Source organism: Shewanella olleyana, from assembly GCF_023283825.1.
In the GTDB taxonomy this organism is placed as follows: domain Bacteria; phylum Pseudomonadota; class Gammaproteobacteria; order Enterobacterales; family Shewanellaceae; genus Shewanella; species Shewanella olleyana.
This window is the reverse complement of the sequence record NZ_JAKILD010000001.1, coordinates 21407-46260: the sequence shown is the minus strand read 5'-3', so window position 1 is coordinate 46260 and position 24854 is coordinate 21407. Positions and strand designations below refer to the sequence as shown.

Sequence of the window (24854 nt, the reverse complement as noted above, 5' to 3'; positions counted from 1 at the left end):
CCTACAAAAGCCGATGTTTTGTAAAAAATCAGCCTATTGAAAAGTAACCGTATTAGATTCAAAACCTATTTGGGTATTTAATGATTTTAATTGATTGAGCCCGATAATCCCGATGACTTGATGATTGAAGCTATCGTTAACAATGACTGAATCAAGATCGGTAACAATAAAGCGGTTTTCAAATAGTGAAGCCTTACCATTAGACACCACGACAGAATCACTCATGCTAATTGGGATCTGTTTGCCATTAATATCTTGGCCATAGGCATTAGGAATAACTTCAGAAGCAATAGATAAGTCGACGGCATTCTTACGATTGATTATCGAATATTGTGAGCCAGTATCTAAAATCAGTCCCACTTCTTGTTCATTAATATTAACCACAACGTAAGGTATGCCAAAACCTGATGAAAACAAACTGAGGTTATTCTTGGTTTCATCAAGAGTATATTGCGCCAGCAACTGAGTTTGCAGCTCAGGAAATTGCAGCCCTTTAGCGATTAATTGCAGCAGGTCAAAGCCCAATAAGCCTAAATATTTTTGATTAATACCTGCCTATTTAAATTCAAAAAAATGCCCAAGCTATTGCTAACTTGGGCATTGTTATGACTCAAAGATTTATACTACATCTTCAGCACTTTACTCAGTGGTAAATCGCGATAGCGTTTACCTGAGGCTGCAAATATGGCATTGGTTAAACTTGGTGCTACTGGCGGTACGCCAGGTTCACCAACACCTGCAGGTTTTGCATCTGACTCGACAATAATGGTTTCGATTTCAGGTGACTGACCGATGCGTAGCAGCGGATAATTATGGAAATTAGATTGCTCGACTTTTCCGTCTTTGTAACTAATTTCGCCCATCATCGCGAGGCTTAACCCGAATATGATCGCGCCTTCAGTTTGCGAGTGCACTCTATCTGGGTTCACCACAGTGCCTGCATCAATGGCGGCAATGCTTTTTAATACGGTGAGCTTATCGCCATCCATTTCAACTAATGTGGCGACTGCAACATAGCTAACAAAGCTGCGATGTACTGCAAAACCCCAACCTTGATTGGCTTGGATTTTAGGGTGTGTTGCCATGGCCTTTTCAACTGCATCAATCACACCTAAATAGCGGCCAATATCAATAGGGAAGTCTGCTAAAGTCTCGCCATAGTTACCGTATTTCACCACTTGGTTTTCAAGCTTTTCATGTCGCGGTTTGCCCAACAACTCACGCCACATACTAATACAGGGTTTACCAGCATTGACGGCAAGTTCATCGACAAAACTTCCGACACCAAAGCCATGTTGAATATTACACACTGAGCGCATCCAACCGATACGAGAATGCGCAGTAGCTTTGACTGATTCCAGCTGAATTTGGCTTAAGTTAAACGGCATATCAGAAAAACCAAGGTCTAACTCCCCTGCTGATGGCATATCGACGCCTTCGGCAAAGGTTGAGCTAATCGATGGGAAGCCAGTGCGGGCAAGTAATGCCGTTGGGGCTTTATTGCCATCTAACTTTGCTTGGTAATGCTGCGCACTAATAGCATGGTAATAGCCGTTTTGAATTTCATCTTCACGGCTCCATAACAGCTTTACGGGTTTAGTGATTTTTTGAGATAACCACGCCGCCTCGGCGCTAAAGTCAGGTTTTGACTTACGCCCGAAACCGCCACCAAGCAAGGTGACATTCACTTTAACTTGCTCGTCTTTTAAACCTAAAACACCAGCGACATTTTTCTGAGTGCTTTGCGGTGTTTGAGTTGATGCCCAAATCTCACAGCTATCTTTAGTCACTGATGCCGCAGCCGCTGGCGGCTCCATCATGGCATGGGTCAAATAAGGCACGGTATAAACTGCTGATAAACTATTATCGTCACTCCAATCATTAACTGATTCGCCCAGCTGACGAATAACCGTACCAGACTCGCCAACGCGTTTCACAAGCTCAGCTAAATCGGCATCCGAGTTATATTGGCTGTTAGCAGAGTCTGTCCAAGTGACTTTTAACGCTTTACGCCCTTGCAGCGCACTCCAACTATTGGTTGCAATAACGGCAACTCCGCCAAGCGGCTGAAACAACGGCGCACCTTTTACGATAGGAATTTGAATCACATCCAATACGCCTGCGACTTTACGGGCGGCGCTATCATCTAAGGTAGCCACATCACTACCGAATACTGGCGGTCGAGTGATTGAGGCGTGCACCATTCCTGCTACTTTGACATCAAAGCCGTATTCAGCTTTGCCGCTAAGCATATCGTCCATATCGACTATGGTGGGCGATTTTCCGATATGGGTAAATTTTGACGCAGGCTTTAATGCCACGCTATCAAGTGCGGGTGTAGTAAGTGCTGAGGCTGCAATAGCAAGCTCGCCAAATGACAGGCTTTTACCATTGGTTTTATGATGAATTTTACCTGCTTTGGCATACACATCTGCCGTTGACACTTGCCACTGATTAGCGGCCGCTTGCTCTAGCATGCTTCTTGCTGTTGCGCCCATTTGACGCATTTTTTGATAATGCTTACGGATACTGCGGCTACCATCAGTGTTTTGACTACCATATTGCTCATCAGCCAAACCTTGAACCACGACTATTTGATCCCATTCAGCTTCTAGCTCATCAGCTAATACTTGCGGCACACCAGTTCTTATACCCTGTCCCATTTCAGAGCGGTGACAGGTTAGATACACTTTGTTGTCTTCGCCAATGGCGATAAAGATATTCAGCTGCGCTTGTTTGCCTTGAGCGCTACCCTCTTGAGCCATAGCCCCTTGAGCCATAGACATTGGGCTCCACGCTAAACCTGATGCGCCTAGTGCTAAGCCTCCGCCCACTGCGCCAAACAGTTTAAGCACGTTACGACGGCTAATATTTTCAACTCCGGTAAATGTGGTCATGGTTATGCCTCCGCTTTACTGTTGTCTGCAGCGGTATTGATTGCAGCTTTAATGCGAGGATAGGTGCCGCAGCGACAAATATTACCTGACATGGCATCATCGATTTGCGCTTCAGAAGGTTTGGCTGTGGTGTTAAGTAACGCTGCCGCTGACATAAGTTGCCCAGCTTGGCAGTAGCCACATTGCGGCACGTTATGTTTCTCCCATGCAGCTTTTAGCTTATCGGCTTCGAGTCCTTCAATGGTGGTGACTGACTTACCCGCAGCTTGTTTGATGCTGGTTAAGCAGCCGCGAACTGGCGCACCATCAATGTGTACGGTACACGCGCCGCAAAGGCCTGCACCGCAGCCATATTTGGTGCCCGTTAAGCCTAAAATATCTCGCAGCGCCCATAGAATTGGCATATTTGGATCTGCATCTAAGGTGAAGCTTTTACCGTTCACTTCAAGTGTTTGCTTTTGTTGCATCATCACTTACTCCTTGTTGGCCAACCACCAGCTAAGATCGGCTTGGGTATCAATATCAATGGCGGCTTGCTCTAACGGAAATACGGCCAAGGTTTGATTAGTTAAATGTTGTTTTAATAGTTTTTTAGCCCCAGCGTCACCTTCGAGTTGCTGAAGGGCATCAAAGTCTTCAGCAAGAAATATCGCAGGTACACCGGGATTTTGTTGATAATAAGCCGCTGTGGTTTGGCCAAAAAGGCAAAACACACGGTATAGACTTAAATAATGTAAATGGGAAATAGCCACTTGATCAGCAAGGCTTAACAGCAAGGCATCCGCTTTTTCTGCTTGGGCATATTTGGCGGCCATGGCCACCGAGCTGCCGATACCCGATTGCCAGTCTTGATTGATGAGTATCGGCGTATTAATTGGCACCAATGGCGATAGCTCATCAATATGACCGCCCAAGATTACGCAAGGTTTACCAATATCTATTTGCTCAGCTGCTTGAGTTAATTCCAATAGGCTGTGAGTCAGTAAACTGTGGTTTTCAGCTTGTGGATCTGGGTCATTCACTTCTGTGCCTGATACTGTGGCAGCAAGCTTTGCACCATCAAATCGTGCGCTTTGACCCGCAGCCAACATCACGCTAACCACCTTTGGGGATTTAGATAAAAACGTCACTAGGACATCACCTTATCTAAGCGGCTTAACTCATCTTGTTTATCTATTTGGTGATGTAAAACACCATGGCATTGGGACAAGATACTCAACGCAACCGAACTTGGCAGTTCGCCGCCAAGTGCAAGCCCAGCTGGCGCTGAAAAGAAACCACTGAAGTCTTGTTCTGATAGTTCGGCTAAGTCGAATACTTTATCCCTTCGATGGCCTGGGCCTAACAAGGCTATGTAATTAATATTGGTAGGCTGCAGTGCTTTAAGGGCGTCGCTATCAAGGTCTAAGTTGTGGTTCATCACCACTGCTGCATCTAGGTGAGTAAGCTCATCCGTTTTCAATTGAGTAAGCGGTGTTTTATTGATTTTTGCCGCTGGGAAATCATAGCTGCGCGCATAAGCCGAGCGACTATCGAATACGGTAACCTTCCAATCAAGCTGGGCTGCCATTGCGGCTAACGGCTGAGCATCTAACCCTCCACCAAAAATGCCTAATTGAAATGGCGCACGGACAGGAATCGATAAAAACGCTTTATCTGATATTGTTACCTGCTGAGTTTTCTTCGGTAGGTCACGACGTTGATCTGACTCAGTAGCATCAGATGCAATGAATTTGCCCGACATTTCGCCTGCATGGCTGCCATTGTCATTAAGCGATAGTTGAAAGCTGCCCTGATATCCACGAGTAAGCTGTTGGTGCAATTCTGGTAAACCAAGGTAATGATTGTCTGCCAGTAACGGCACCATCATGATATTAACCAAACCACCGCAACCTAGCTGATAACTAGTGTCGTTTTCGTCTGTGGCATCATAGGTTAAATGTAATACTTGCTGAGATTGGATAGCTTGCTGGGCGTGCCTACGTAAGTCAGCTTCTAGGCAGCCTCCACTGAGCATGCCTAATGTCTTCCCGAGTGGGTCAAACAGCATGATTGCGCCAGGTTTACGGTAGGATGAACCTTCAACGGAGGTGATTACCGCCAGCGCCCATTCCAGTTGTGGTTTTTCAGCCCAAATATCTAGTAACGATAATAAATGATGCGCCATATATCCTTGCCTACTCAATCAATCCTTAATTAACTCATAGCCTAGTTAAGATACGAGTCACCGCCAGCACAATCTTGTGTTGGAGCTTATAAGCTAACAAAGGATGTCAATAATGCAAAGATTAGTGATAACTAAAGGAACTAACAAACCCTGTAAAATCGAAGGAACTTGCCAGCGAGTCAGGCAACTCGCTGGTTTGCGTCACATCGTTGATTGAGTAAAAAATTGTAACGGATTATAGATTTAGCGGCTTACGCTAACAGTTGGTCGGCCACGAACGGATTATGCTGACGTTCTTCTTCAAAGGTCGACATTGGACCATGACCAGGAATAAAGCTGACTTTTTCGCCTAATGGCCAAAGCTTTTGGGTAATTGATTTAATCAGCTGATTATGATCTGATTGCGGAAAATCAGTACGGCCGATTGAGCTTCTAAACAACACGTCACCAACCCATGCAAGGTGCGACTCTGGCGAGTGAAACACAATATGTCCAGGAGTATGCCCAGGGCAATGCAGTACAGACAGAGTTTGCTCGCCAATGGTCACTTCATCGCCTTCATTGAGATACTGAGTCGGTTCAAACGAATCAATATGAGGAAAACCGAAGTTTTGGCTCTGTTTTGCTAAGCCATCTAACCAAAATTTATCTGCGATATGAGGCCCAATAATAGGCAACTCTAATTGGTTGGCCAACATTTTAGCGCCGCCAACATGGTCGATATGGCCGTGAGTTAATAAGATTTTATCTAAGGTTAACCCTAACTTGTTCACTTCAGTGACAATGCGATCAATGTCTCCACCGGGATCAACCACTGCTGCTAGTTTGGTTTTTTCACACCAAATCACACTACAATTTTGTTGGAACGGGGTGACGGGAATGATTTGGTATTTCATTGCTTATTTCCTCACAGTAGCAGGTGTTTGCTTTGAGCTTATTATGCTTTAAGTGGCGTAAAAAAGTTTGATCTATCTTTTAAATATTCATAAAAAATCTAGATTAACGCGAACGTATAACGCTGACTTGAGAATCAAGCAGTTTAAAAAATGAAAAAAATTAAGGAAAAACAATACTATTTGTTATTTATAGTGCCATGTCACTACCGCACAGAATTGTACTAGTACGCGTTTAATTAGAGCATTGTAAACTTTAGCGAACATTAATTAGCTTTCAATAGGGCCTGTTGTTCTTTGCTGGTTAAGTTTTGTTCGAAATAAAAGCATTTTAATTAAGGCGGATGGATTGATGCCTAGTCATCTAAGCACTTCTTTTTAAAAAGGTGCATTCAACAAAAAGTAAAACGCTTTTAGTCGAACCCTTTGGGCAGCGTTTATTGGCGATTTGTACTGCGTTATCGACTTTTTATGTAGAATACTACACTTCAAACTCTCTGCCTTGTATAAATCGCCAACAATTCGCTGCAAAAATAACCTTAAAAGATCAACAGGCCCTAACAAAACTTACCTAAACCAGCTTAAGTTTTGATTGTGATTGATAGTTAAGGTTTCTACAATACTACCTTTCTCTAGACTCTATTCACAGGTACGGCATGCAAATGGACAGCATTCTTTCAGGTATTGTTTCAAAGAAACATTTTTTCTCGGTTCCACTCGACTATCAGCAACCTGAAGGAGAAAAAATTACTGTTTTTGCCCGTGAAATAGCCAGTACAGAAAACCAAAATAAAGATCTGCCTTATTTAGTTTATTTTCAAGGTGGCCCGGGGTTCGGTGCCGTCAGACCTGTTGAAAGTAGTGGCTGGATAAAGCGTGCACTACAAGAGTACCGCGTTATTTTACTCGACCAGCGCGGCACCGGCCTTTCAAGTCTCATCAATCACTCAACCCTTGAGCATTTATCTGTCGACGAACAAGTGGACTATGTCAGCCAATTTCGCGCCGATAATATCATTCGTGATGCCGAATTTATTCGCCTTAAACTGACTAATAACACCCAGTGGAGTATTTTAGGCCAAAGCTTTGGTGGCTTCTGTGTACTGCGTTACCTGTCAGCGGCGCCAGATTCAATCAAAGAAGCATTTATTACTGGTGGAATCCCCTCGTTAACTCGTCGGGCTGACGATGTTTATAAAGCCACGTATCAACGAGTGATTAAAAAGAACAACGACTTCTATCGCCGTTTCAAAGATGCCGAACAATTAACAGCTGAGCTTGCTGAGTTCTTAGATACTAACCAAGTCATGCTAGCCACTGGCGAGCAATTAACGATTGAGATGTTGCAACTACTTGGGGTTAATATCGGCATGGAGCAAGGCCCTGAAGCCGTATATTACTTGTTAGAGCAAGCGCTCATTGAGACCGCTTCTGGTAAACAAATTAATCCGCTGTTTTTACACCAGTTCAGTCAGTTTTTGGACTACAACACCAATCCAATTTTTGCCTTAATGCATGAATCGATTTATTGCCAACAGTTTCATCAGCAAGGCGCTAATTGGGCAGCCCATCGCGTAAGAGATCAATACCCGCAGTTTAATTATCAACAAGGTAAACGCCTGTTATTTACTGGCGAAATGATTTATCCATGGATGTTTGAGCAATTTAATCAGCTTAAACCACTTAAAGCGTTAGCTGATGCAATTGCCAAAAAGTCTGATTGGAGCAACTTGTACGATGTAGACGTATTAATGCAAAACTCGGTACCGATTACCGCAGCGATTTACAGCGAAGATATGTATGTTGATATGAATTACAGCTTAGAAACAGCAGCTTTAGTCGGTAATATTAAGTATTGGGTGACTTCAGAGTATGAACATAATGGTATTCGAATTGATGGCGAGCATATTTTAGACAAATTAATCGCTTTAAGCCGTCAAAAAGAACTTAGATAACATAATAATTATTTAAATAACTGTTTTTGTTACAAAGGTTGCGTGAGATCACAATGTAAAAGGCTGTATTAATTTTCAGTTAAGCCTACTCGGTCATAATCTAGCCTGTTCCGCCCTTTATGTTGTGAACTAGTGAATTTTTATGAGTAACTCTTTGTTGGGTTACTCATTTTTTTTAAACAAAATTCTATGAAGTTCGAAAACCTATACTCGCAAACCTAAGCTCGACAATCTCACTTCTAAAACCCAAGCAGCCCAAGTTCTCTCATTACCTAATAAGCCCTTATAACCGCATTGTCATTCTCAGCAGTTAAGCTTGAGGGAGTAAAAATACCTAATACTCCCAAGGGGCAAGCTAAATAGTCTTATGTGGTTGCAGCAGGCTCTTCATCACTTTGATTATCATTTGGTTTATCACGCAGAGAAAAGTAAATCTTAGTGACGATAAATTCGGCGATTAATATTCCAAACACTAGCGCAAAGAATGCCACGATACCGTTAAATGGCCCAGTAAAGGTAATGCTGTCTCCAAAGGCTAAGTTAATCGCTTCGAGCATAATAATTTTGGAGAAGAACAAAATTGCCCAAGTACTTAGCGCTTGATAAATTTTAGGCGCCGTACCAGGCTTACTCTTAAAGTAATCAGCAAGCTTATGTTCGAACGCAATAGTTAACTTGAGTAATAGCTGCAGTAAAATCGCCACTAACAGGCTTATCGAGAAGGATGACACGGTAATGTGTTGCCAAAACTCAGCAAGTAAATTCAACACAGTTAAATCAACTAGAACAGCTAAGGTGTAACCGACAAAATAGCGTTATGGGCTATTAAAGCCATGCAATGGTCTAGCAAGAGTAGTTTGTTCTTCTGACATGGTAAGCCTCTAATTTATCTGTGTTTATAAGCGAGCTTTATACCAAACTACAGTAACGACTTATTAACAAGATTCAAACATAATAAGCCGCTATAGTGGAATTTAATTCAACAGCAAGTCCCCTTTTTTACTTAACCTGAACTCAGGACAAGAAGCCAGTTAAACTGTTGAATTATAACGCTTTACGTTAAATCTTATTCTAGAGAGATATTTTTGCTTAGAACAAGGCAAATTTGTGCGTCAATAGCTGGCCTATTGCAAACAAATTTAACGCCGTTATCAGTAAAAATAACCTCTTAAAAGCAAGTTGTTATTCCGAGCTCAGGTTACTTATTAAAAGCACCGAAGTAACTCTTCATTACTTTGAGTCTTAACCTTGCTGCGTCTAACATGTCAATTGCTCCTAATAACACAAATGGTTTCTCTGTCGATATCAACGCTTAATCAGGAACGCCAATTGGGATTTCAATGCCTTCTGGGTCAGTAAACTCAATCAACACGGTTCGGCTAATATATTTGAATATTGATAAGTTGCTGCGCCCCCTTGCTCCTGACTACCTTGCTCCTGACTACCTTGCTCCTGACTACCTTGCTCCTGACTACCTTGCAGCCTCTAGCTTCACCTGTGGCTAACAATACTGAATACACTCGTCCTCTAAAATGTGTCCTGGGTATCCGTCAACATAGAACTCAGCAATCCGATATTCACTTGGTGGTAGTTTTTCTTTTTGCTACCTTGCTACTTGAAGAGCGAGTACTATTTGGTGAGGGTTTACGCTTATAACCGCTGTTCTTTGAACCTGAACGCCGCTTTTTATAACCAGGGCCTGCTACGCCAGATAAGGCATTTGGTAACTGATTACTCGCTTGGGTTATCAACTCATTTAACTGTTCGATGAGTGGTGACATAAACGCGTCATAACGCATCTGTTTTTGGCTAATCGCATCCAAACTACTTTCCCATAAAGCTGTCATGTCTGGCGTCGTTGCCGATTCAGGCAGTGAATGCACTAATCCAGCCCCAACTTGAGTCGCAATAATGGATTTACCTTGGCGTGCTAAGTAGCCACGTTTAAATAGCAACTCAATAATGCCAGCACGGGTTGCTTCAGTGCCAAGCCCATCTGTATCTTTAAGGATTTTTTTAACTTCGCTATTGCTGACAAAGCGATTAATCCCGGTCATTGCTCCAAGCAATGTCGCATCGGTAAAGTGCTTAGGTGGCTGGGTGTTTTTCTCAAGTAACTGACCACGTTCACAGTGTAATTTCTGGCCTTTTTTCAGTGGCGGCAAGGTGACTAACTCATCTTCATTACTATTTGAGCTTGAGCCATTTGCTAAGTAAGTAGCTGAGCCATTAGCTAGGTAAGTAGCTGAGCTATTAGCTGAGTTAGAACTGGTATTAGCAGAAGCAAATAACTGCTTCCAACCTAATGATGTTTCCTGTTTCGCTTTAGTGGTAAATAATCCACCAGCAATCGTCACGTCAACTTGGGTTTCATCATAAAGGTAAGCCGAATAAAACTGCGCTAAATACTGTCTGGCAATATGAGAATACAGTTTGGCCTCTTTGGATGAGAGGTTCGTTAAATTAGTGACCTTTTCGGTAGGGATAATCGCATGGTGAGCATCGACCTTTTTATCATCCCAGGCTTTAGATTTAAGCTTGGTATTTGGCACATCAGCTTTTGCCGTTAATGAAGGGTCGTTTTTAGTGATGGCATTTATCACTTGCGGCGCTAAACCGTGTTGCTCAACTGGTAAATATCGGCTGTCTGAACGAGGGTAAGTAATTAACTTATGACGCTCATATAAACTCTGACAAATATCTAATACTTCTTTTGCGCTCATACCAAATCGTTTTGCTGCATCTATTTGTAATGACGATAAACTATATGGCAGCGGTGGATTTTGGCGTTTACTTTTAGATTCAAGTTTAGTGACCTCGGCAGCTTGATTGCTAATACGGCCCACAACATTTTCAGCTAGGCCTTTTGCCAGCACCCGCCCTTCTTCATCCATATATGGCTGACACGCTTCACTGGGTTTCCATTTGGCGGTAAATGCTTGTTGAGGTTGCGATGGCTCTTGCGTCAACAAATGCGCTAACACTTCATAAAAAGGTTTACTGACAAAGTTAGCTATTTCTTCATCTCTTCTGACCACTAATCCAAGTACCGGTGTTTGCACTCGACCAACTGACAATACTCCTTGATAACCGACTTTTTTACCTTGAATAGTATAGGCTCGGGTCATATTCATGCCGTAAAGCCAATCAGCGCGGCTGCGAGCTAATGCAGATGTAGAAAGTGGAACGAACTCTTTATTGCTGCGCATTTGCCCTAATGCTCGTTTTACAGCACTAGGGTTTAAGTCACTAATAAGCAAACGTTGGGTTCGGGCAAGTTTGTCGGCTTTAACACCCGCATGTGCAATCACTTCATCAACCAGTAGTTGTCCTTCCCGATCTGGATCGCCAGCATTCACCAGGCTTGAAGCTTGTTTGATGAGTTTTTTCAACGTGGATAACTGCGAGCGAGTTTTTGATTTAGGCTTAAGCTTCCAGCTGTCAGGCACAATCGGTAAATGTGCCAGTTGCCAAGATTTGTAAGCGGGATCGTATGCATCTGGTTCGGCTTGTTCAAGTAAATGACCCACACACCAGGAAACATAATTGCCATTAGCATCCATGATAAAACCATCACCTTTTTTATGAGGTTTTGGCAATACATCGGCAATAGCGCGACCTAAGCTGGGTTTCTCGGCAATATACAAGATCATTCAATTCAAACCGTCTAAATCAGTAAAGCCTTTAGTGCAGGCTTTTTAACATTATGCTGATACTGTATATAATTACAGTAAGCAATTACAGTAATTATTTAAAGTTTTTTAACTTTAGCCATAAATAATTTTTGTTTGGTAATCGATGGCAATAAATGACGCCTGCACGACAAAATATTACGTTCAAGCAAGTAAACTAGATAAAACCCGCAAATTTACTGCTATTTTTTGTAGTTAATTTTCATAACCGAAAAACAAACAATATAAAATCGCCCCTATTGCCATACAATTGACTTTTTATGGCACCAAAAACAAATGTTTCATCTAATAACGCATCATTAAAGCTGAAATAAACTTGATCTAGATCATCATTGCTAACGAATTCTTGGGATAGGTTTAGTTATCGCAAATTTTGAGCTCAGGAGCCCGTTATGGAATTGAAACAATGTGAGAAGTGTTACACAGACGTCTGCGTAAACGGGAAATGGTTTCATCATGATCATTTGACCACAAATGCTTACATGTTAAATGGTGGTTCACCAGAAATGGTTGAACTTGCCAAAATGCCAACCACTGAAACAGAGTTAGTCGATATGCTGACCAGCACTTTCTGATTTAATTTGCTTAGTTGAGTTTGTTGTTAAATAGCAAAAGTTTAGTTAAAAGCAAAAATAAGCCACCTATTAAAGGTGGCTTATTTAATTCAATATTAAACAACGATGATTTAGTCGACAGCTTTAACAAATGGCAATAATCGATAGCCTTCTTTGCTTACTTTGTCGCTTGGTTGATAGTGGCGGATACCTAGGTTAAATACGCCATAATCATTAGTGGTTTTGATGTTGTTAATCGCATCTTCACCACAGCCAAAGCTGATGGTAAAGGTGCCATCTTTATTTGGAGTCGCGGTGTTTGAACTTAAATTTGCGAGATCATTAAACATAAAACCCGCTTTGTTATAAACCGTGATAGACCAGAAGGCTTTATTCATCGGATCTTCAAAGCTTGCTTGATGACATTTATCCGCAGGATAATTACCCGACACTTCATAAATATTATCTATTTGTTGTGCCCCGCCCCAACCGATAGCAGCGCCAACTTCATATTTTTCTTGGGTGAACAGCTTGTTCGAGTCATCATTAGGGGCAGTAAACATCCCGACTAATGCATCCTTACCATCGCGCTTGGTAATCGCTGGCATTTTGGCTTTTAACGCATCCTCAACGGTTTTAAAAGATGTTTCAGATACAGGCTCTGCGCTAAACGGCACATTACTTTTTGCATTGATAACCATTTGATCTTGATATTTAGCGGCTTCAGCTTCAGGCAAACTTGCATCAAGACGTACAACAACATACACATAATTACCAACATGAGTTGTTAAATCGAAGGTCCCAGCACCGAAAACATCGGTTGAATACGATGATCTTCGGTTACAGGTTGAACAGAAACATATTTACCTTCAGGTAATCGAGGAATCGTGATTGATGCCCCTTTAGATACATCAACCACAGCCAATGAATAATAAGTATCACGATTCATACGAACTACAGGTTGTTGATCTGTCGGAGTAAGCTTGCGTTTATGCAATAATTTATTCACCCCCAACAATATCTTGATTTTTTAATAGCTGATGTGATGTTTCCTGGGTGGGGTAAGTTGCGCTGGTAACGGTCTCGCCATCGGTTGAGAAAAATGAATCTAAATGATCAACAGGCTCTGCTATTGAAGTATGGCTTAGGGCTGCAAAAATACTGACTGCCTATATATGACGCTTACTCATCTTTATCTCCATTAAAGAATGAAGCCTTATCATTAGGCTAATTGTGTAATGAGGCAAACCTTTGCCTCATTTAGGGAACGTGTTTTTACAAAAAATTTATACCAAACGAAATACCATCAGCTAAACGAGCTTTTCGTTGAAAAAATTCACCGTCCGCTCCCATGCAAGTTTAGCGTTAGCTTCATCATAGCGACCTGTCGAGTCATTATGAAAACCATGCTTGGCGCCCTTATACATGTGCATTTGGTAAGGTACTTTAAAACGTTTTAAATCTGCTTCATAATCAGGCCATGATTTATTAATCCGTTCATCTTCTTCACCAAGTTGTACCATCAATGACGCTTTAATATTTTCTCGCAGCTCTTTCTTAGCGGGGGTCCCGTAAAAAGGCACCCCTGCAGTAAGCAAGTCAGATTCGACTGCAGCAAGATAGTTGACGATATAGCCGCCAAAGCAAAAACCTACCGCACCTAGCTTTCCATTACTGTTTTCATGGGATTTTAAAAATTTGGCTGCGGCAATAAAGTCCTGCTGAATTTTATCGCGGTCCATTGAGCGTTGCATTGCGCGCCCTTCGTCATCGTTACCAGGATAGCCACCAAGTGGATACAAGGCATCAGGTGCGAATGCAATAAAGCCAGCTTTTGCAAGACGACGAGCGACATCTTTAACATAAGGATTTAAGCCACGATTTTCGTGAATAACCAGTACAACTGGCAGAGGAGATACTTTGCCTTCAGCTTGATTTGAAGGAACCACCAAGTAGCCTTGGCCCTTGCCATACCCTTGTGGTGAATCAAATGTCTCATAGGTGGCTTTGATATCTTCATCATTAAAGGATACTTGCTCTGCTAATGCATAATTAGGTAGTAGTGCAGAAGTCAGTACACTCATGGAGTAACCTACAGCGACTAAGGTACCGAGCTTCTTCATGAAGGTTCGACGGTCCATACCGCCGTGGGCATATTCGTCGTACCAATCAAATGCTTCTTGCGGAATATCATTTCTTTGTGGCTGAGACATTGTATTTCCTCCATTTTGAATCTTTAAGATTGAGTTCCTTTGACTAACCTAGGGGAGGAAAAGCACAATGTAAACAGTTTGTCGTACAAATAGTAAATGACTGATTTATTTGAAAAGCTATTTTATATCTTTCTCAATACCGTATATATCTTCGTCAATGGTTTCAATACGCGCTTCGAATATTGCTCGAGCATCATGTAAGCCACGGTTATAAAAATGCGCACCAATATTACTGGCAAAGAAATCCAATAAAAACTCGGCATCAAACTGACCTAAATCTTGGTCTAGTTCATCTTCAAAATAAGTTTGAATTTTTTGCACCATCATTTCACGCTGCTGTGCAGTAAATTCAATTTTAGACATTAAATAGCCTCCATTTATTGCAAACAGTTAAGCCTTATAGAACGGTTGATTCAATTTAAAAATTGATTAATTAAAATTCGGCTAAGTATGACTAAATTACCATTAATAAAACTAACTAATTTACGCTTTCATGGCATAAAAAAAGAGAAGCTAAGCTTCTCTTTTAGGGAGTAATGAATAACTCATTAGCGACTAAAGCGCCATTGGGAAATCCCTTTCAGTTGTTTCATTTTCAACAACCACAACACCCTGCTCTTCAGCATTTAAAAAGAATGGTAAAGAACCATCATCTGGCTCAGCAATGTTGGTATCTTCTGGATCATCATTTTGTGCTAAACAGGTATAACCTAAACTGTAGGTTTCTGCAGACACGAAACCAAACTCATATCCATAGCTTTCAACGTCACCGTTGGCATCAAGAGTTGGGTTTACTCTGGCTGAGGCTATTGGCGCAATTTCATCTTCGCCATAGTCAGCGTCTCTGAAGTCAGCCATTGACTCTAGTGCGGTGTCATTAGGGTAAAGGTACACAGCAGAATTAAATTCAGATCCACCAGCAGCAGTCTCACAATCAGCCATAGTTTGTTCGCTGATTTGACCTGATATTGCGCCCACTTCAGCGGTATTAACTAACTGAACAGAAGTCGGTTTTAACGTCCAGTAATCTTTATTACCTTTTGGCCCTTGTAGGCCTTTAGTCAGGTTAAATTCAGCCACAAAATTATTGGTTCCAGCTGCGATAGTGAATGATTTATTGAAGAAAAGTCTGCCAGTATCTTCCTCTTCTGCTCCGACACCACCGCATGAGCCATTGCTATTAGTAACAAGCCCTTCAACCACACCGCCGACCCATTCATTGGTGTCAGTATCTTGCTCTGCGCCAGACAGCACATATGAACTCTCATCAGTTGAGACTTCATTGTTTTGCATGTAAATACACATCTGGTATTCGCCAACAGGAATTGACTGCCCACTGACTAGTGTTTCTACTTCAGTGCCTTGTACACTTAATAAATCGACGTGTTGTAAGCCATCGTCTCCTGTGTTTACATCAAAAGAGGTTGAACCATCGCTGTTTTTTAACACGACTTGCTTAAATGCAATGTTAACTACATTGGCTGATGCGGGGTTATCTGAAACACCTAAATTAAACACACCTTGCTCTGGTGTTGGATTTGAGTCAGAGTCCGAACCACAACCGACTAATACACTACTAATTGCGACGGCCAATGCTAGGCGCGAATATTTTTTGATTGTCATCATAAATCCTTATTAGAACACCATTGATGAGTCTCAAATCCTTTTAGTTTCACTCATTCGCTGTTTATTCATTTATTGTTAATATCTACACAGTATAAACGCTGTTGAGCATATAAGACTGGAAGTGTATATAAGTTGATCATTTGATGGCTTAGTTTGACGACATTTTCAGCTTATCCACACTGCAGATTTACATCACTTCAAAATAACAAACATATGCATTATCTATAAACCTATTGAATAATCAGCTGTTGATTGGATTACTCTCACAAAAAAGCCAGCTTGCGCTGGCTTTTTTAAAACACTAACACATCACCTTATATTAAGGATGACAAACGTTGTGCATTTCTAAGTTAGTACCGATGTCTTTGCTATTCGCTTTCGCGTCATCATTACGTAACTGCGTTAAATGATCTAAGTAAGCTTGGTCAACATCGTTAGTGATGTATTGGCCATCGAATACTGATGTTTCAAAACGCTTAATTTCAGGGTTTTCCATACCGACTGCATCAACCAAATCTGTTAAGTCTTGGAAGATAATACCGTCAGCACCGATGATTTTTGCAATTTCATCTGCATCACGGCCATGAGCGATTAGCTCATTAGTCGTTGGCATATCAATACCGTAAACGTTAGGGAAACGAATTTCTGGTGCTGCTGATGCAAAGTAAACTTTCTTTGCGCCTGCTTCACGAGCCATTTCGATGATCTGCTCAGACGTGGTACCACGAACAATTGAATCATCAACTAACAATACGTTTTTACCTTTGAACTCAGTATTAATCGCGTTCAATTTACGACGTACTGACTTCTTACGCTCTTGCTGACCTGGCATGATGAAAGTACGGCCAATGTAACGGTTTTTCACGAAACCTTGGCGGTAAGGAAGATCCATACAGCGAGCAATTTCTAATGCGATATCACATGATGTTTCAGGAATTGGGATAACCACATCAATGTCATGATCTTCCCATTCTTTTTGAATTTTTGCGCCTAGTTTTGCGCCCATGTTCACGCGGCTGCCGTAAACCGAAATTTTGTCCATCGCTGAATCTGGACGCGCAAAATAAACAAATTCGAAAATACATGGTGCATAGCTTGGTTCAATCGCACATTGGCGAGTAAATAGCTGACCGTCTAATGAGATGTAAATCGCTTCACCTGGGGCTACATCACGCATCACTTCAAAACCTACGGCATCAAGTGCAACACTTTCTGATGCAACCATGTACTCAGTACCTGTTGGTGTTTCATGCTTACCAAGTACTAAAGGACGAATACCGAATGGGTCGCGAAATGCCACTAAACCTTGGCCGATGATCATAGCCGCTACTGCGTAAGCGCCACGGGTTTGGGCGTGTACTTTAGCAACTGCATCAAACACTTCATCAGCACTTAAGGTTAAGCTGCGAGTTTCTTGAAGCTCATCAGCTAACAAGTTAAGTAACACTTCAGAATCTGAGGTGGTATTAACATGACGGCGCTTTTTCACTAGGCTTTCAGCAAGCTCAACCGTGTTGGTTAAGTTGCCGTTGTGCGCTAATGAAATACCGAATGGTGAGTTAACATAAAATGGCTGTGCTTCAGAAGCACTTGAACTACCTGCTGTTGGGTAACGCACGTGTCCAATACCTGCTTTACCTTGCAGGCGCTGCATATGTTTAACTTCGAAAACGTCTTTAACTAGTCCATTTGCCTTACGTAAACGAAACGCGTTCTTGTCAACAGTCACAATACCTGCTGCATCTTGACCACGGTGCTGAAGCACGGTCAATGCGTCATAAATGGTTTGATTAACCGATGACTGACCAACTATTCCGACGATACCACACATGGGTAAGCTTCCTCATTGTAAGATGTTTTATATTTATATTTTGGGTACAAAGCTGGATGTGTTTTCCAAGTAGTCAAAAAACCACTGAATAACAATTCCAAATTGGGGTACAAGTTCTGACTCTTTCCACCAGTCTTGACTTGGCGAACCGGTAAAAGCATCCAGAAAAAATAAGATAGCGCTGACAATTAATGCCCCGCGCAACGCACCAAAACACAAGCCTAAGACTCGGTCAGTGCCTGACAAACCGGTTTTTGAAACCAGTTGGCCTAATAAATAGTTTACTAATGCGCCCAAGATAAGCGTGGCGATAAATAACACGGCGATGGCAACACCATTGCGGGTCATTTCGTCGTTCATTTGCGTTAAATGTACGGCTAAATCTTGATAAAATTGGCTGGCAATAAAGAAGGCGGCAAACCAAACCACTAAAGACATGGCTTCTTTGGCAAATCCGCGGATCAAACTGATGACAGTTGATAAGCCGATGACGATGAGAATAGCGTAATCAATCCAAACCATTGAGATGGGGATCCGGTATAGATGTTAAGACGGCGCGATTCTAACAGAGACAGAAAACTTTCTCATCAACTGCTATATAAATTGACTTTGCGCTGTACCAAACAATAGTGAATAGTTAGTTTTCTAGTGGATTGTATTGAACAATCTTACCTTGAAGACCATTAAGTTTTTTGATTTTTGCCTGGTATGTTTTGAGCTTGTCAGCCGAAAGCTCTGGACCGACAAACACCTTAGTTAATGAGCCATCAATAGGTTTTGCTGGCAAGGTATAAGCAGTGAATCCATTTTGTCTGAGCTTTTTAACTAACTCTTCTACATTTTTGGCATTGTTAAAGCCACCAAGCTGCAAAGTGTAACCCGCTTTAATAGGTTCAACTTTTTTAACTACAGGGGTCGTTTTAGCAACTTGTTTTGGAGCAGTTTCTTTAGCTTTAGTATCTTTAGCTTTAGTTGCATTGTTTTCATTTGCAGAGTCAGCTTCTTTATTAGAGGCCTCTTCTGAACCACCTAAATCTTGAGTTTTAGCGATTTCTTCTACTTCAAACGTTTCAGGTGTATAGCCTTCGCCAATAACATCGCTTGTTTGCTCATTGATAACAGGTCGCAGAGGGATTTCAGTAAACTCTTCGATTTCTCGTTGCTTTTTGCCATCCAGCAAATCAGGTAAAAAAATCACCCCAAGTGCCACGATAACCACTGTTCCTACTAATCTATTTTGAAATTGAGCAGACAATTGTTTATTCCCTTTCTAAAATTTTGCTAAAGCCAGCCACAGTGTAAAATGAGCCAAAAACAATTACCACATCATCTGGGTTTATATTTGCGTTAATGCCCTGCCAAGCTTGTTCGATTGAATCAAACTGTGATGACTTCGCTTTGTTGGTTCCACTGTTAGCAAGCTGACTTGCTAATGTTTGTGCATCTAAACCGCGCTCTACATCTAGACTAGTAAAATACCATTCATCAACAGTGTCAGTAAGCTGTGCTAGCACTGCTGAGGCATCTTTATCTTTTAACATGCCACACAACGCGATAATGCGAGTAGGCTTGTACTGGTGTAATTGCGATGCTAAATATTTTGCAGCGTGGGGATTATGAGCAACATCAACTAGCACAACAGGCTTATCAAGCACTTGCTCTAATCGGCCTGAGAGGCTCGCCGTAGCAATCCCTTTAGTAATCTGTTCAGCGCTAATTGATGGCCATGTTTGCTCTATCACTGCGATTGCTGTAACTGCATTGGCAAGGGGCAACTTAGGTAACACTAATTTGTTAAACGCAGTATCACGGCCACTAAATTGCCATGTATCGCCATTAAGATGGTAGCTAAAGTCTTGGTTAACTTGATAAACCTTAGCATTAATTTCAGCAGCATATTCAAGGACAGTGCTTGGCAAATCAGGCTCGCCAATGACTGCTAGGCGGTTAGATCTAAATATTCCAGCTTTCTCACGTCCAACAAGCTCTCGGGTATCGCCAAGGTATTCTTGATGGTCAATATCAATTGAGGTAATGACAGTAACATCTGCATCAATGATATTGGTGGCATCTAAACGGCCACCTAAGCCGACTTCAAGTAAAATAACATCTGGCTTTTGTTGCTTAAAAATATATAAACCAGCCAGGGTGGCATACTCAAAAAAGCTCAAGGATATTTCTGCGAGTCCACTTTGTGTTCTTGCATGTTCAATTGCTTGAAATGCACAGATGAGTTGCTGGTCAGAGACATCTTGATGATTTAAACGGACTCGCTCATTAAAGTGCTCTAAATGCGGAGAGCTGTATACTCCAACCGTTTTACCTGCTTGTAGTAATACAGATTCAATCATGGCGCAGGTGGTGCCTTTACCATTTGTGCCTGCAACGGTAACAACCGTTGAGTCTGGATTTAATACTTCTAAACGTTTTGCGACTTCTGTGACACGAGTTAAGCCCATTTCAATTTCAGTAGGATGAATAGAAAGTAGATAATCCAGCCACTGTAACAAGCTCGCATCGCTATCTGGATCCTTGATAGCCTGACTATCATTATTTGCACTGCCGCTTACTGAACTCATGTTTTTCCTTAACTCAACAAGTCATATTCTGCTTTAGCCTTAATCACTTGGCTAAATTAATCCAACATAAACAATGGGCCCATTGGCGGTTTGGGTAGCTCATAATGCTCTGGGTATGTCACATCGACTAAATAAAGGCCATTAGGCTTTGAAGTAGGCGCAGCATACTTACGGTCTTTTAACGCGAGCAGCTCGTTAACCCATTCAACTTTTTGGTTTGATTGACCAATTTCAATCAAGGTTCCAACAATGTTACGCACCATATGATGTAAAAAAGCATTGGCTTTAATATCAATCATAATGAATCGCCCTTGACGAGTAACATTCACAAACTCAATGGTTCTCACTGGACTATGGGCTTGGCATTGCAACGCCCTGAAACTGGTAAAGTCGTGTTCACCGACAAACAACTGGGCACCTTGATGCATTAATTGATGATCAAGTTGGTAGTGATAATGGCTTAAACCATTGCGCAGAATACCAGGTCTAAACTCACTGTTATCGATGATATAACGGTATCGGCGTGCTGTAGCAGAGAATCGAGCATGGAAAGTATCATCCACTTCTTTAGCCCAGCGTATTGCAATATCGTCAGGAAGTTTGGCGTTAACGCCTAAAGTCCATGCTGACATTTGGCGTGTAGATTGAGTATCAAAATGCACTACTTGCCCTGTGCCGTGAACGCCAGAGTCGGTTCTACCAGCACAAATTATCTCAATTGGTTCATTGGCTATTGATGATAAAGCGGCTTCGATTCTGGCTTGCACAGAAACAACTTCTTTCTGTCGTTGCCAACCAAAGTACTGACTACCATCATATTCGACACCTAACGCCACTCGCATTGAAATAACCCTCAAATTTAAAGAGCGCGCATTTTAGCACAAAAAAAACGGCGCATGCATGCTGCGCCGTTTGTTCATTTATCTTGCTTAGTTAACAAGCGATATTGGCGTTTTCTAGCTCATATCTTTGAGTAATTTTCCTGCTTCTGTTTGCTGGCGTTCATTACCGTCAATTTGAACTTCTTTTAAAATCGCTTTAGCTGCATCTTCATCCTCAATTTCGATGTAAGCACGGGCTAAGTCTAATTTGGCGTTAACTGAGTTCTCTTCATCATCAACGTCAATCATTTCAGCATTACCAATAAGCGCATTAACCTCGCCCATATCGACATCGACATCTTTATATTGATCGCTTATCTCAACATCTTCATCGGCATCATTAAGTAACTTGTCGATATCAATAAAGCCATTTTCTTGCTCAAAGGTATTAAGCATCGCTTCTGAAGGCTCAGCCGGTTGTGCTTTGTTTGCTGAGTCTGTAGTTTCTGCTTTAAGGTTTTCTTGTGCATCCAACGCGGCTAACGCTTCATCGACCGTTAAGTTATCGTCGACTAATTGATAACTATCATCGTCATCACTAACATCTTCTGGTTGCTCAGAGGCTGGATGATTTGATGCTTGTTGGAATAAATCAGCTTCCCAGTCTAAGCCTGGTGACTCTGTTTTCTTGGATTTTAAATCATCAAAGAAACCTGATTCTTTAGCAACTACTTCTGTGTCTGGTTGTTCTTCGACATTAAGCTCGTTTCCAGCTACACTAGCCTCAGGCTCACTGTCAGTCACTGAAAGTTCAGATAACATCGCATCAAAGTCTTGCTCTGAAACAGTTTCTAACTCTTGCTCTGAATTAGCATCATCATTTGAGAATAATGGTACTTCTTCGTCTGCAATCTTATCGACATCAAAATCAGCTAAAAGCGCATCTAACTCGTCAATATCCGAATCTTGCTCATTGTGACTTTGCTGCGATAACTCATCTTCTTGCTCAGCAGCCATAAGCTCAGCAACAAGTGGGTCTTCATTTGTGTCAGTTGCTGTCTGTAAATCATCTTGGATATTTAATGCAGACTCATCACCGGGAGCGAATTTAAGCTCAGTGCTGTTATCGTTAGCCTCAATTTCTTCTTGATTGGCTGATGAATCAATAGCAGTTTCTTGCTGATTGTTTACATCTAAGTCAGCTAATAATTCATCAAAATCCGGCTCTGCTTTTTCTAAAGCTGTCTCAGCTTCTACCTCTGTCTCTGCCGCAATGTTATTTTCTGCAGCGTGTTGAGGTTCAGTCGCTTCAATATCTGCAATAATGTCATTAATTTCTTGGCTAGGCTCTGATATAGGTTCTGATATAGGTTCTGATATAGGCTCTGATAAAGAGTCTAATTCAGGCTCTTGCTGCGCTTCAGATTCTAGCTCAGATAAAAGTGAATCAATATCGTCGTTGTCTGATTCTATTGAAAGTTCCGATTCGATTTCTTCAAGCTCGGCATTTAAAGCTTGTTCAACATCAAGTCCTTCATTTGAAAGAGGGGCAAACTCTTTTTCAGGGTCGACCTCAGCAATCAACTCATCAATATTCGCTGTTTCATCGAGGCTAAGTGATACGTCATTTTCTAATTCAGCTGCAATTTCTGCAGTAAAGTCATGCTCTTCTTCAGCTGGCGCATCAATAGAGGCTAATAGCGCATCTAAATCATCTTCAGCGGCAACTTCCGTTTGCTCTGAAGACTCTTGGTTTGACTCAGCTTCTGCTTCAGTTGCTGTCTCAGCGGGTAAATCAAAATCAGCTAACAAGCTGTCGATATCATCCTGAGGTTTAGGTTCAGGTGATTCAGAATTAGCATTCTCAGGAGCATCAAAATCGGATAATAAGCTGTCGATATCATCTTGTGCATCTGGAACAGTCTCGGTTGAATCATTGCTTGATTCTGGCTCATCAAAGCCCGCTAGCAAGTTATCGATATCATCTTGTGCATCTGGAACAGTCTCGGCTGAATCATTGCTTGATTCTGGCTCATCAAAGCCCGCTAATAGATTATCTAAATCATCTTCATCAGCGACACTATCATTACTAGTCACTTCCTCTGCGGCAAAATCTTCTACTGCAATGTCTTCGCTTGATTCTGGTTCAATTGGCGAATCTAAGCCTTCTAGCAGACTATCAAGATCATCTTCATCGGCTTCAAGAGGTTGAAGATCTTCTTCTTGCTCTTCCATCGCTTCAGCCCAAAGATCATCTAATGATGTTCCTTCAGCTTCTTCAGCCGTTTCAGCATCTTCGGTGATGTACATATCAGCGTCAGATGCATCATCTAGACTTAGCTCTTCTGTTGCAGCCGTTTCTAATTCCATCAAATCATCAATGCTTTCTGATGCTGCTTCGTCTTCATCTAAATGTATGGCTAAGTTTTCAACATCATCAACTTCTGCTTCTGGCTGAGTCAGTGGTTGCGCAATGTCTTCGGTGGCGGCTTCTGCCTCGCTAGCTTCGGAAGCTTTACTCTTACGACGCATTAGCCAAAATATAAGTAAGAAAATAATGATTAATGGCAGTGCTGCAACTAATGCTAACACCAGCATATTGTCGGAAATTGAACGCCAGAAATCGGTAGGTTCTTCCACTACTTCAGGCTGGTTATTTTGCTCAACTAACTGTTGATGTGCTGTTTCTAATTCTTGATATTTTTCTGTCAGTAACTGAAAGTCTTCTTGCATAGCAGATAGTTGCAAGGTGAGCTCTTGAATCTTAGCTTTTAATGCGGCGTTATCAGCATCTTTTACCATCAACATATCTTCTGAACGCGCGAGTTCATCTGTCAGCGATAATGCTTTGGATTGAGCTTCTTCTAACTTAACCGTTAATTCATCTATCTGAGGTTTGCTTTGCTCTGCAGCTTGTTTAGCAAGCTCTTCAATTGTGGGTTGCTTAGGATCAGCCACGATTTGCAATGGTTTCTGCGCTGAAGGCTTTTGAGCTGAAGGTTGAGAAGTCGTAGGCTGATTATTATCACTAGGAATGGCAGGAGTTGTTACAGTGTGCTTGTTAGCATTAGGAAGGCGTTTGTCGTTATTTTCTGCGCGAGTTTTTGCTTCACTACGACTAATTTGAGCCATAACATCTGCAGTGGGCACTAATAATGTCATACCACGTTCTAAGGAGTTGTAATTATCACTACTAAAGGCATGAGGGTTGGCATCAAATAGCGCTGCCATAACTTGATAAACTGAGATGTCTTGATTTGGTCTGACTTTCTGAGCAATGCTCCAAAAGGTATCAGCAGAAGTTGTAGGGCCGTATTGACGAGTTGCAGCAGTGCTCACTTCACCATTTGGGCCAGTAATTCTGAGCGTTTCTGCATGAGCAGGCTCGATAAAATGAGAAGCAGAAACAACGGCCATTGCACAGGCCATAATGCCAACAAAATAAGAAGTACGAAAAATCATCAATCTTTCCCTTTGAGCGCGATCGAGTTGTCTTCATGACAACTGGCTTTAGGTCATTTATTTTTATTAATTAAGACTATAAACCAGATTTAGTCACCCTGCTACTGCTGACAGCGGTAAAACGAAAAAAGCCTGCAGGCTGCAGGCTTTTTAGTCTAAATAGC

Annotated in this window: 22 protein-coding genes; 3 read left to right on the top strand and 19 right to left on the bottom strand. The window is 41.7% G+C overall.

Annotation, left to right across the window (positions count from 1 at the left end; translation table 11 throughout):
- Nucleotides 1-33: 33 nt before the first annotated feature.
- The 6 genes from L2735_RS00195 to L2735_RS00170 all read right to left on the bottom strand — a co-directional run bounded on the left by L2735_RS00195 (nucleotide 34) and on the right by L2735_RS00170 (nucleotide 5960).
- Nucleotides 34-525, bottom strand: coding sequence for an aspartyl protease family protein (locus tag L2735_RS00195; RefSeq protein ID WP_248982800.1), 492 nt, complete (start codon nucleotides 523-525; stop codon nucleotides 34-36).
- A 98-nt stretch (nucleotides 526-623) separates the two neighbouring features.
- Nucleotides 624-2897: a xanthine dehydrogenase family protein molybdopterin-binding subunit gene (locus L2735_RS00190; protein ID WP_248982799.1), complete on the bottom strand. Its 2274-nt coding sequence runs from the start codon at nucleotides 2895-2897 to the stop codon at nucleotides 624-626.
- 2 nt (nucleotides 2898-2899) lie between these two features.
- Entirely contained in the window at nucleotides 2900-3367 is a 468-nt protein-coding gene (locus tag L2735_RS00185; RefSeq protein ID WP_248982798.1) for a (2Fe-2S)-binding protein, read from the bottom strand.
- Nucleotides 3368-3370: 3 nt separating this feature from the next.
- A complete protein-coding gene (locus L2735_RS00180; protein WP_248982797.1) occupies nucleotides 3371-4027 on the bottom strand; it encodes a nucleotidyltransferase family protein in 657 nt (218 codons plus the stop codon).
- Nucleotides 4027-5064 (bottom strand): XdhC family protein, encoded by a 1038-nt coding sequence (locus L2735_RS00175; protein ID WP_248982796.1) that lies wholly within the window; start codon nucleotides 5062-5064, stop codon nucleotides 4027-4029. The genes L2735_RS00180 and L2735_RS00175 overlap by 1 nt, the downstream gene beginning before the upstream one ends.
- Nucleotides 5065-5315: 251 nt before the next feature.
- Nucleotides 5316-5960, bottom strand: coding sequence for an MBL fold metallo-hydrolase (locus L2735_RS00170; protein ID WP_248982795.1), 645 nt, complete (start codon nucleotides 5958-5960; stop codon nucleotides 5316-5318).
- A 653-nt stretch (nucleotides 5961-6613) separates the two neighbouring features.
- On the opposite strand from L2735_RS00170, the gene L2735_RS00160 reads away from it, so the two are divergent.
- A complete protein-coding gene (locus L2735_RS00160; protein WP_248982794.1) occupies nucleotides 6614-7912 on the top strand; it encodes an alpha/beta fold hydrolase in 1299 nt (432 codons plus the stop codon).
- Nucleotides 7913-8277: 365 nt separating this feature from the next.
- On the opposite strand, the gene L2735_RS00155 is transcribed toward L2735_RS00160, so the two are convergent.
- The gene (locus L2735_RS00155) at nucleotides 8278-8682 is read right to left on the bottom strand and encodes a hypothetical protein (protein WP_248982793.1); all 405 of its coding nucleotides are present in this window, start codon (nucleotides 8680-8682) and stop codon (nucleotides 8278-8280) included.
- 570 nt (nucleotides 8683-9252) lie between these two features.
- On the opposite strand from L2735_RS00155, the gene L2735_RS00150 reads away from it, so the two are divergent.
- On the top strand, nucleotides 9253-9417 hold the full coding sequence (locus L2735_RS00150; RefSeq protein WP_248982792.1) for a hypothetical protein: 165 nt from the start codon (nucleotides 9253-9255) through the stop codon (nucleotides 9415-9417).
- Nucleotides 9418-9489: 72 nt separating this feature from the next.
- Here L2735_RS00150 and L2735_RS00145 read toward each other — a convergent pair whose 3' ends face one another.
- Nucleotides 9490-11565, bottom strand: coding sequence for a DNA topoisomerase III (locus tag L2735_RS00145; protein WP_248982791.1), 2076 nt, complete (start codon nucleotides 11563-11565; stop codon nucleotides 9490-9492).
- Between the two features lie 431 nt (nucleotides 11566-11996).
- Between L2735_RS00145 and L2735_RS00140 the strand changes: the two genes are divergently transcribed.
- Nucleotides 11997-12179 carry a hypothetical protein gene (locus L2735_RS00140; RefSeq protein ID WP_248982790.1) on the top strand — a complete coding sequence of 61 codons (183 nt, stop codon included), beginning with the start codon at nucleotides 11997-11999 and terminating at the stop codon, nucleotides 12177-12179.
- Between the two features lie 110 nt (nucleotides 12180-12289).
- Here the strand turns inward: L2735_RS00140 and L2735_RS20075 are convergent, their stop codons facing one another.
- From L2735_RS20075 to L2735_RS00085, 11 genes are all read right to left on the bottom strand, one after another.
- Complete coding sequence (locus tag L2735_RS20075; protein WP_248982789.1) at nucleotides 12290-12925, bottom strand: DUF1214 domain-containing protein; 636 nt, start codon at nucleotides 12923-12925, stop codon at nucleotides 12290-12292.
- 20 nt (nucleotides 12926-12945) lie between these two features.
- Nucleotides 12946-13167, bottom strand: a complete 222-nt coding sequence (locus tag L2735_RS00130; protein WP_248982788.1) for a DUF1254 domain-containing protein — start codon at nucleotides 13165-13167, stop codon at nucleotides 12946-12948.
- A 301-nt stretch (nucleotides 13168-13468) separates the two neighbouring features.
- Nucleotides 13469-14371, bottom strand: a complete 903-nt coding sequence (locus L2735_RS00125) for a dienelactone hydrolase family protein (RefSeq protein ID WP_248982787.1) — start codon at nucleotides 14369-14371, stop codon at nucleotides 13469-13471.
- 117 nt (nucleotides 14372-14488) lie between these two features.
- The gene (locus L2735_RS00120) at nucleotides 14489-14734 is read right to left on the bottom strand and encodes a DUF2164 domain-containing protein (protein WP_248982786.1); all 246 of its coding nucleotides are present in this window, start codon (nucleotides 14732-14734) and stop codon (nucleotides 14489-14491) included.
- A gap of 192 nt (nucleotides 14735-14926) precedes the next feature.
- Nucleotides 14927-15994, bottom strand: coding sequence for a DUF4382 domain-containing protein (locus L2735_RS00115; RefSeq protein ID WP_248982785.1), 1068 nt, complete (start codon nucleotides 15992-15994; stop codon nucleotides 14927-14929).
- A 322-nt stretch (nucleotides 15995-16316) separates the two neighbouring features.
- A complete protein-coding gene (gene purF / locus L2735_RS00110; RefSeq protein ID WP_153913110.1) occupies nucleotides 16317-17828 on the bottom strand; it encodes an amidophosphoribosyltransferase in 1512 nt (503 codons plus the stop codon).
- Between the two features lie 33 nt (nucleotides 17829-17861).
- Entirely contained in the window at nucleotides 17862-18350 is a 489-nt protein-coding gene (locus L2735_RS00105; RefSeq protein ID WP_248982784.1) for a CvpA family protein, read from the bottom strand.
- 115 nt (nucleotides 18351-18465) lie between these two features.
- Nucleotides 18466-19083: an SPOR domain-containing protein gene (locus L2735_RS00100; protein WP_248982783.1), complete on the bottom strand. Its 618-nt coding sequence runs from the start codon at nucleotides 19081-19083 to the stop codon at nucleotides 18466-18468.
- Between the two features lie 4 nt (nucleotides 19084-19087).
- Nucleotides 19088-20407 (bottom strand): bifunctional tetrahydrofolate synthase/dihydrofolate synthase, encoded by a 1320-nt coding sequence (gene folC, locus L2735_RS00095; protein ID WP_248982782.1) that lies wholly within the window; start codon nucleotides 20405-20407, stop codon nucleotides 19088-19090.
- Nucleotides 20408-20463: 56 nt separating this feature from the next.
- Complete coding sequence (gene truA / locus L2735_RS00090; protein ID WP_248982781.1) at nucleotides 20464-21249, bottom strand: tRNA pseudouridine(38-40) synthase TruA; 786 nt, start codon at nucleotides 21247-21249, stop codon at nucleotides 20464-20466.
- A gap of 114 nt (nucleotides 21250-21363) precedes the next feature.
- Nucleotides 21364-24690, bottom strand: a complete 3327-nt coding sequence (locus tag L2735_RS00085; protein ID WP_248982780.1) for a FimV/HubP family polar landmark protein — start codon at nucleotides 24688-24690, stop codon at nucleotides 21364-21366.
- Between the last annotated feature and the right edge of the window lie 164 nt (nucleotides 24691-24854).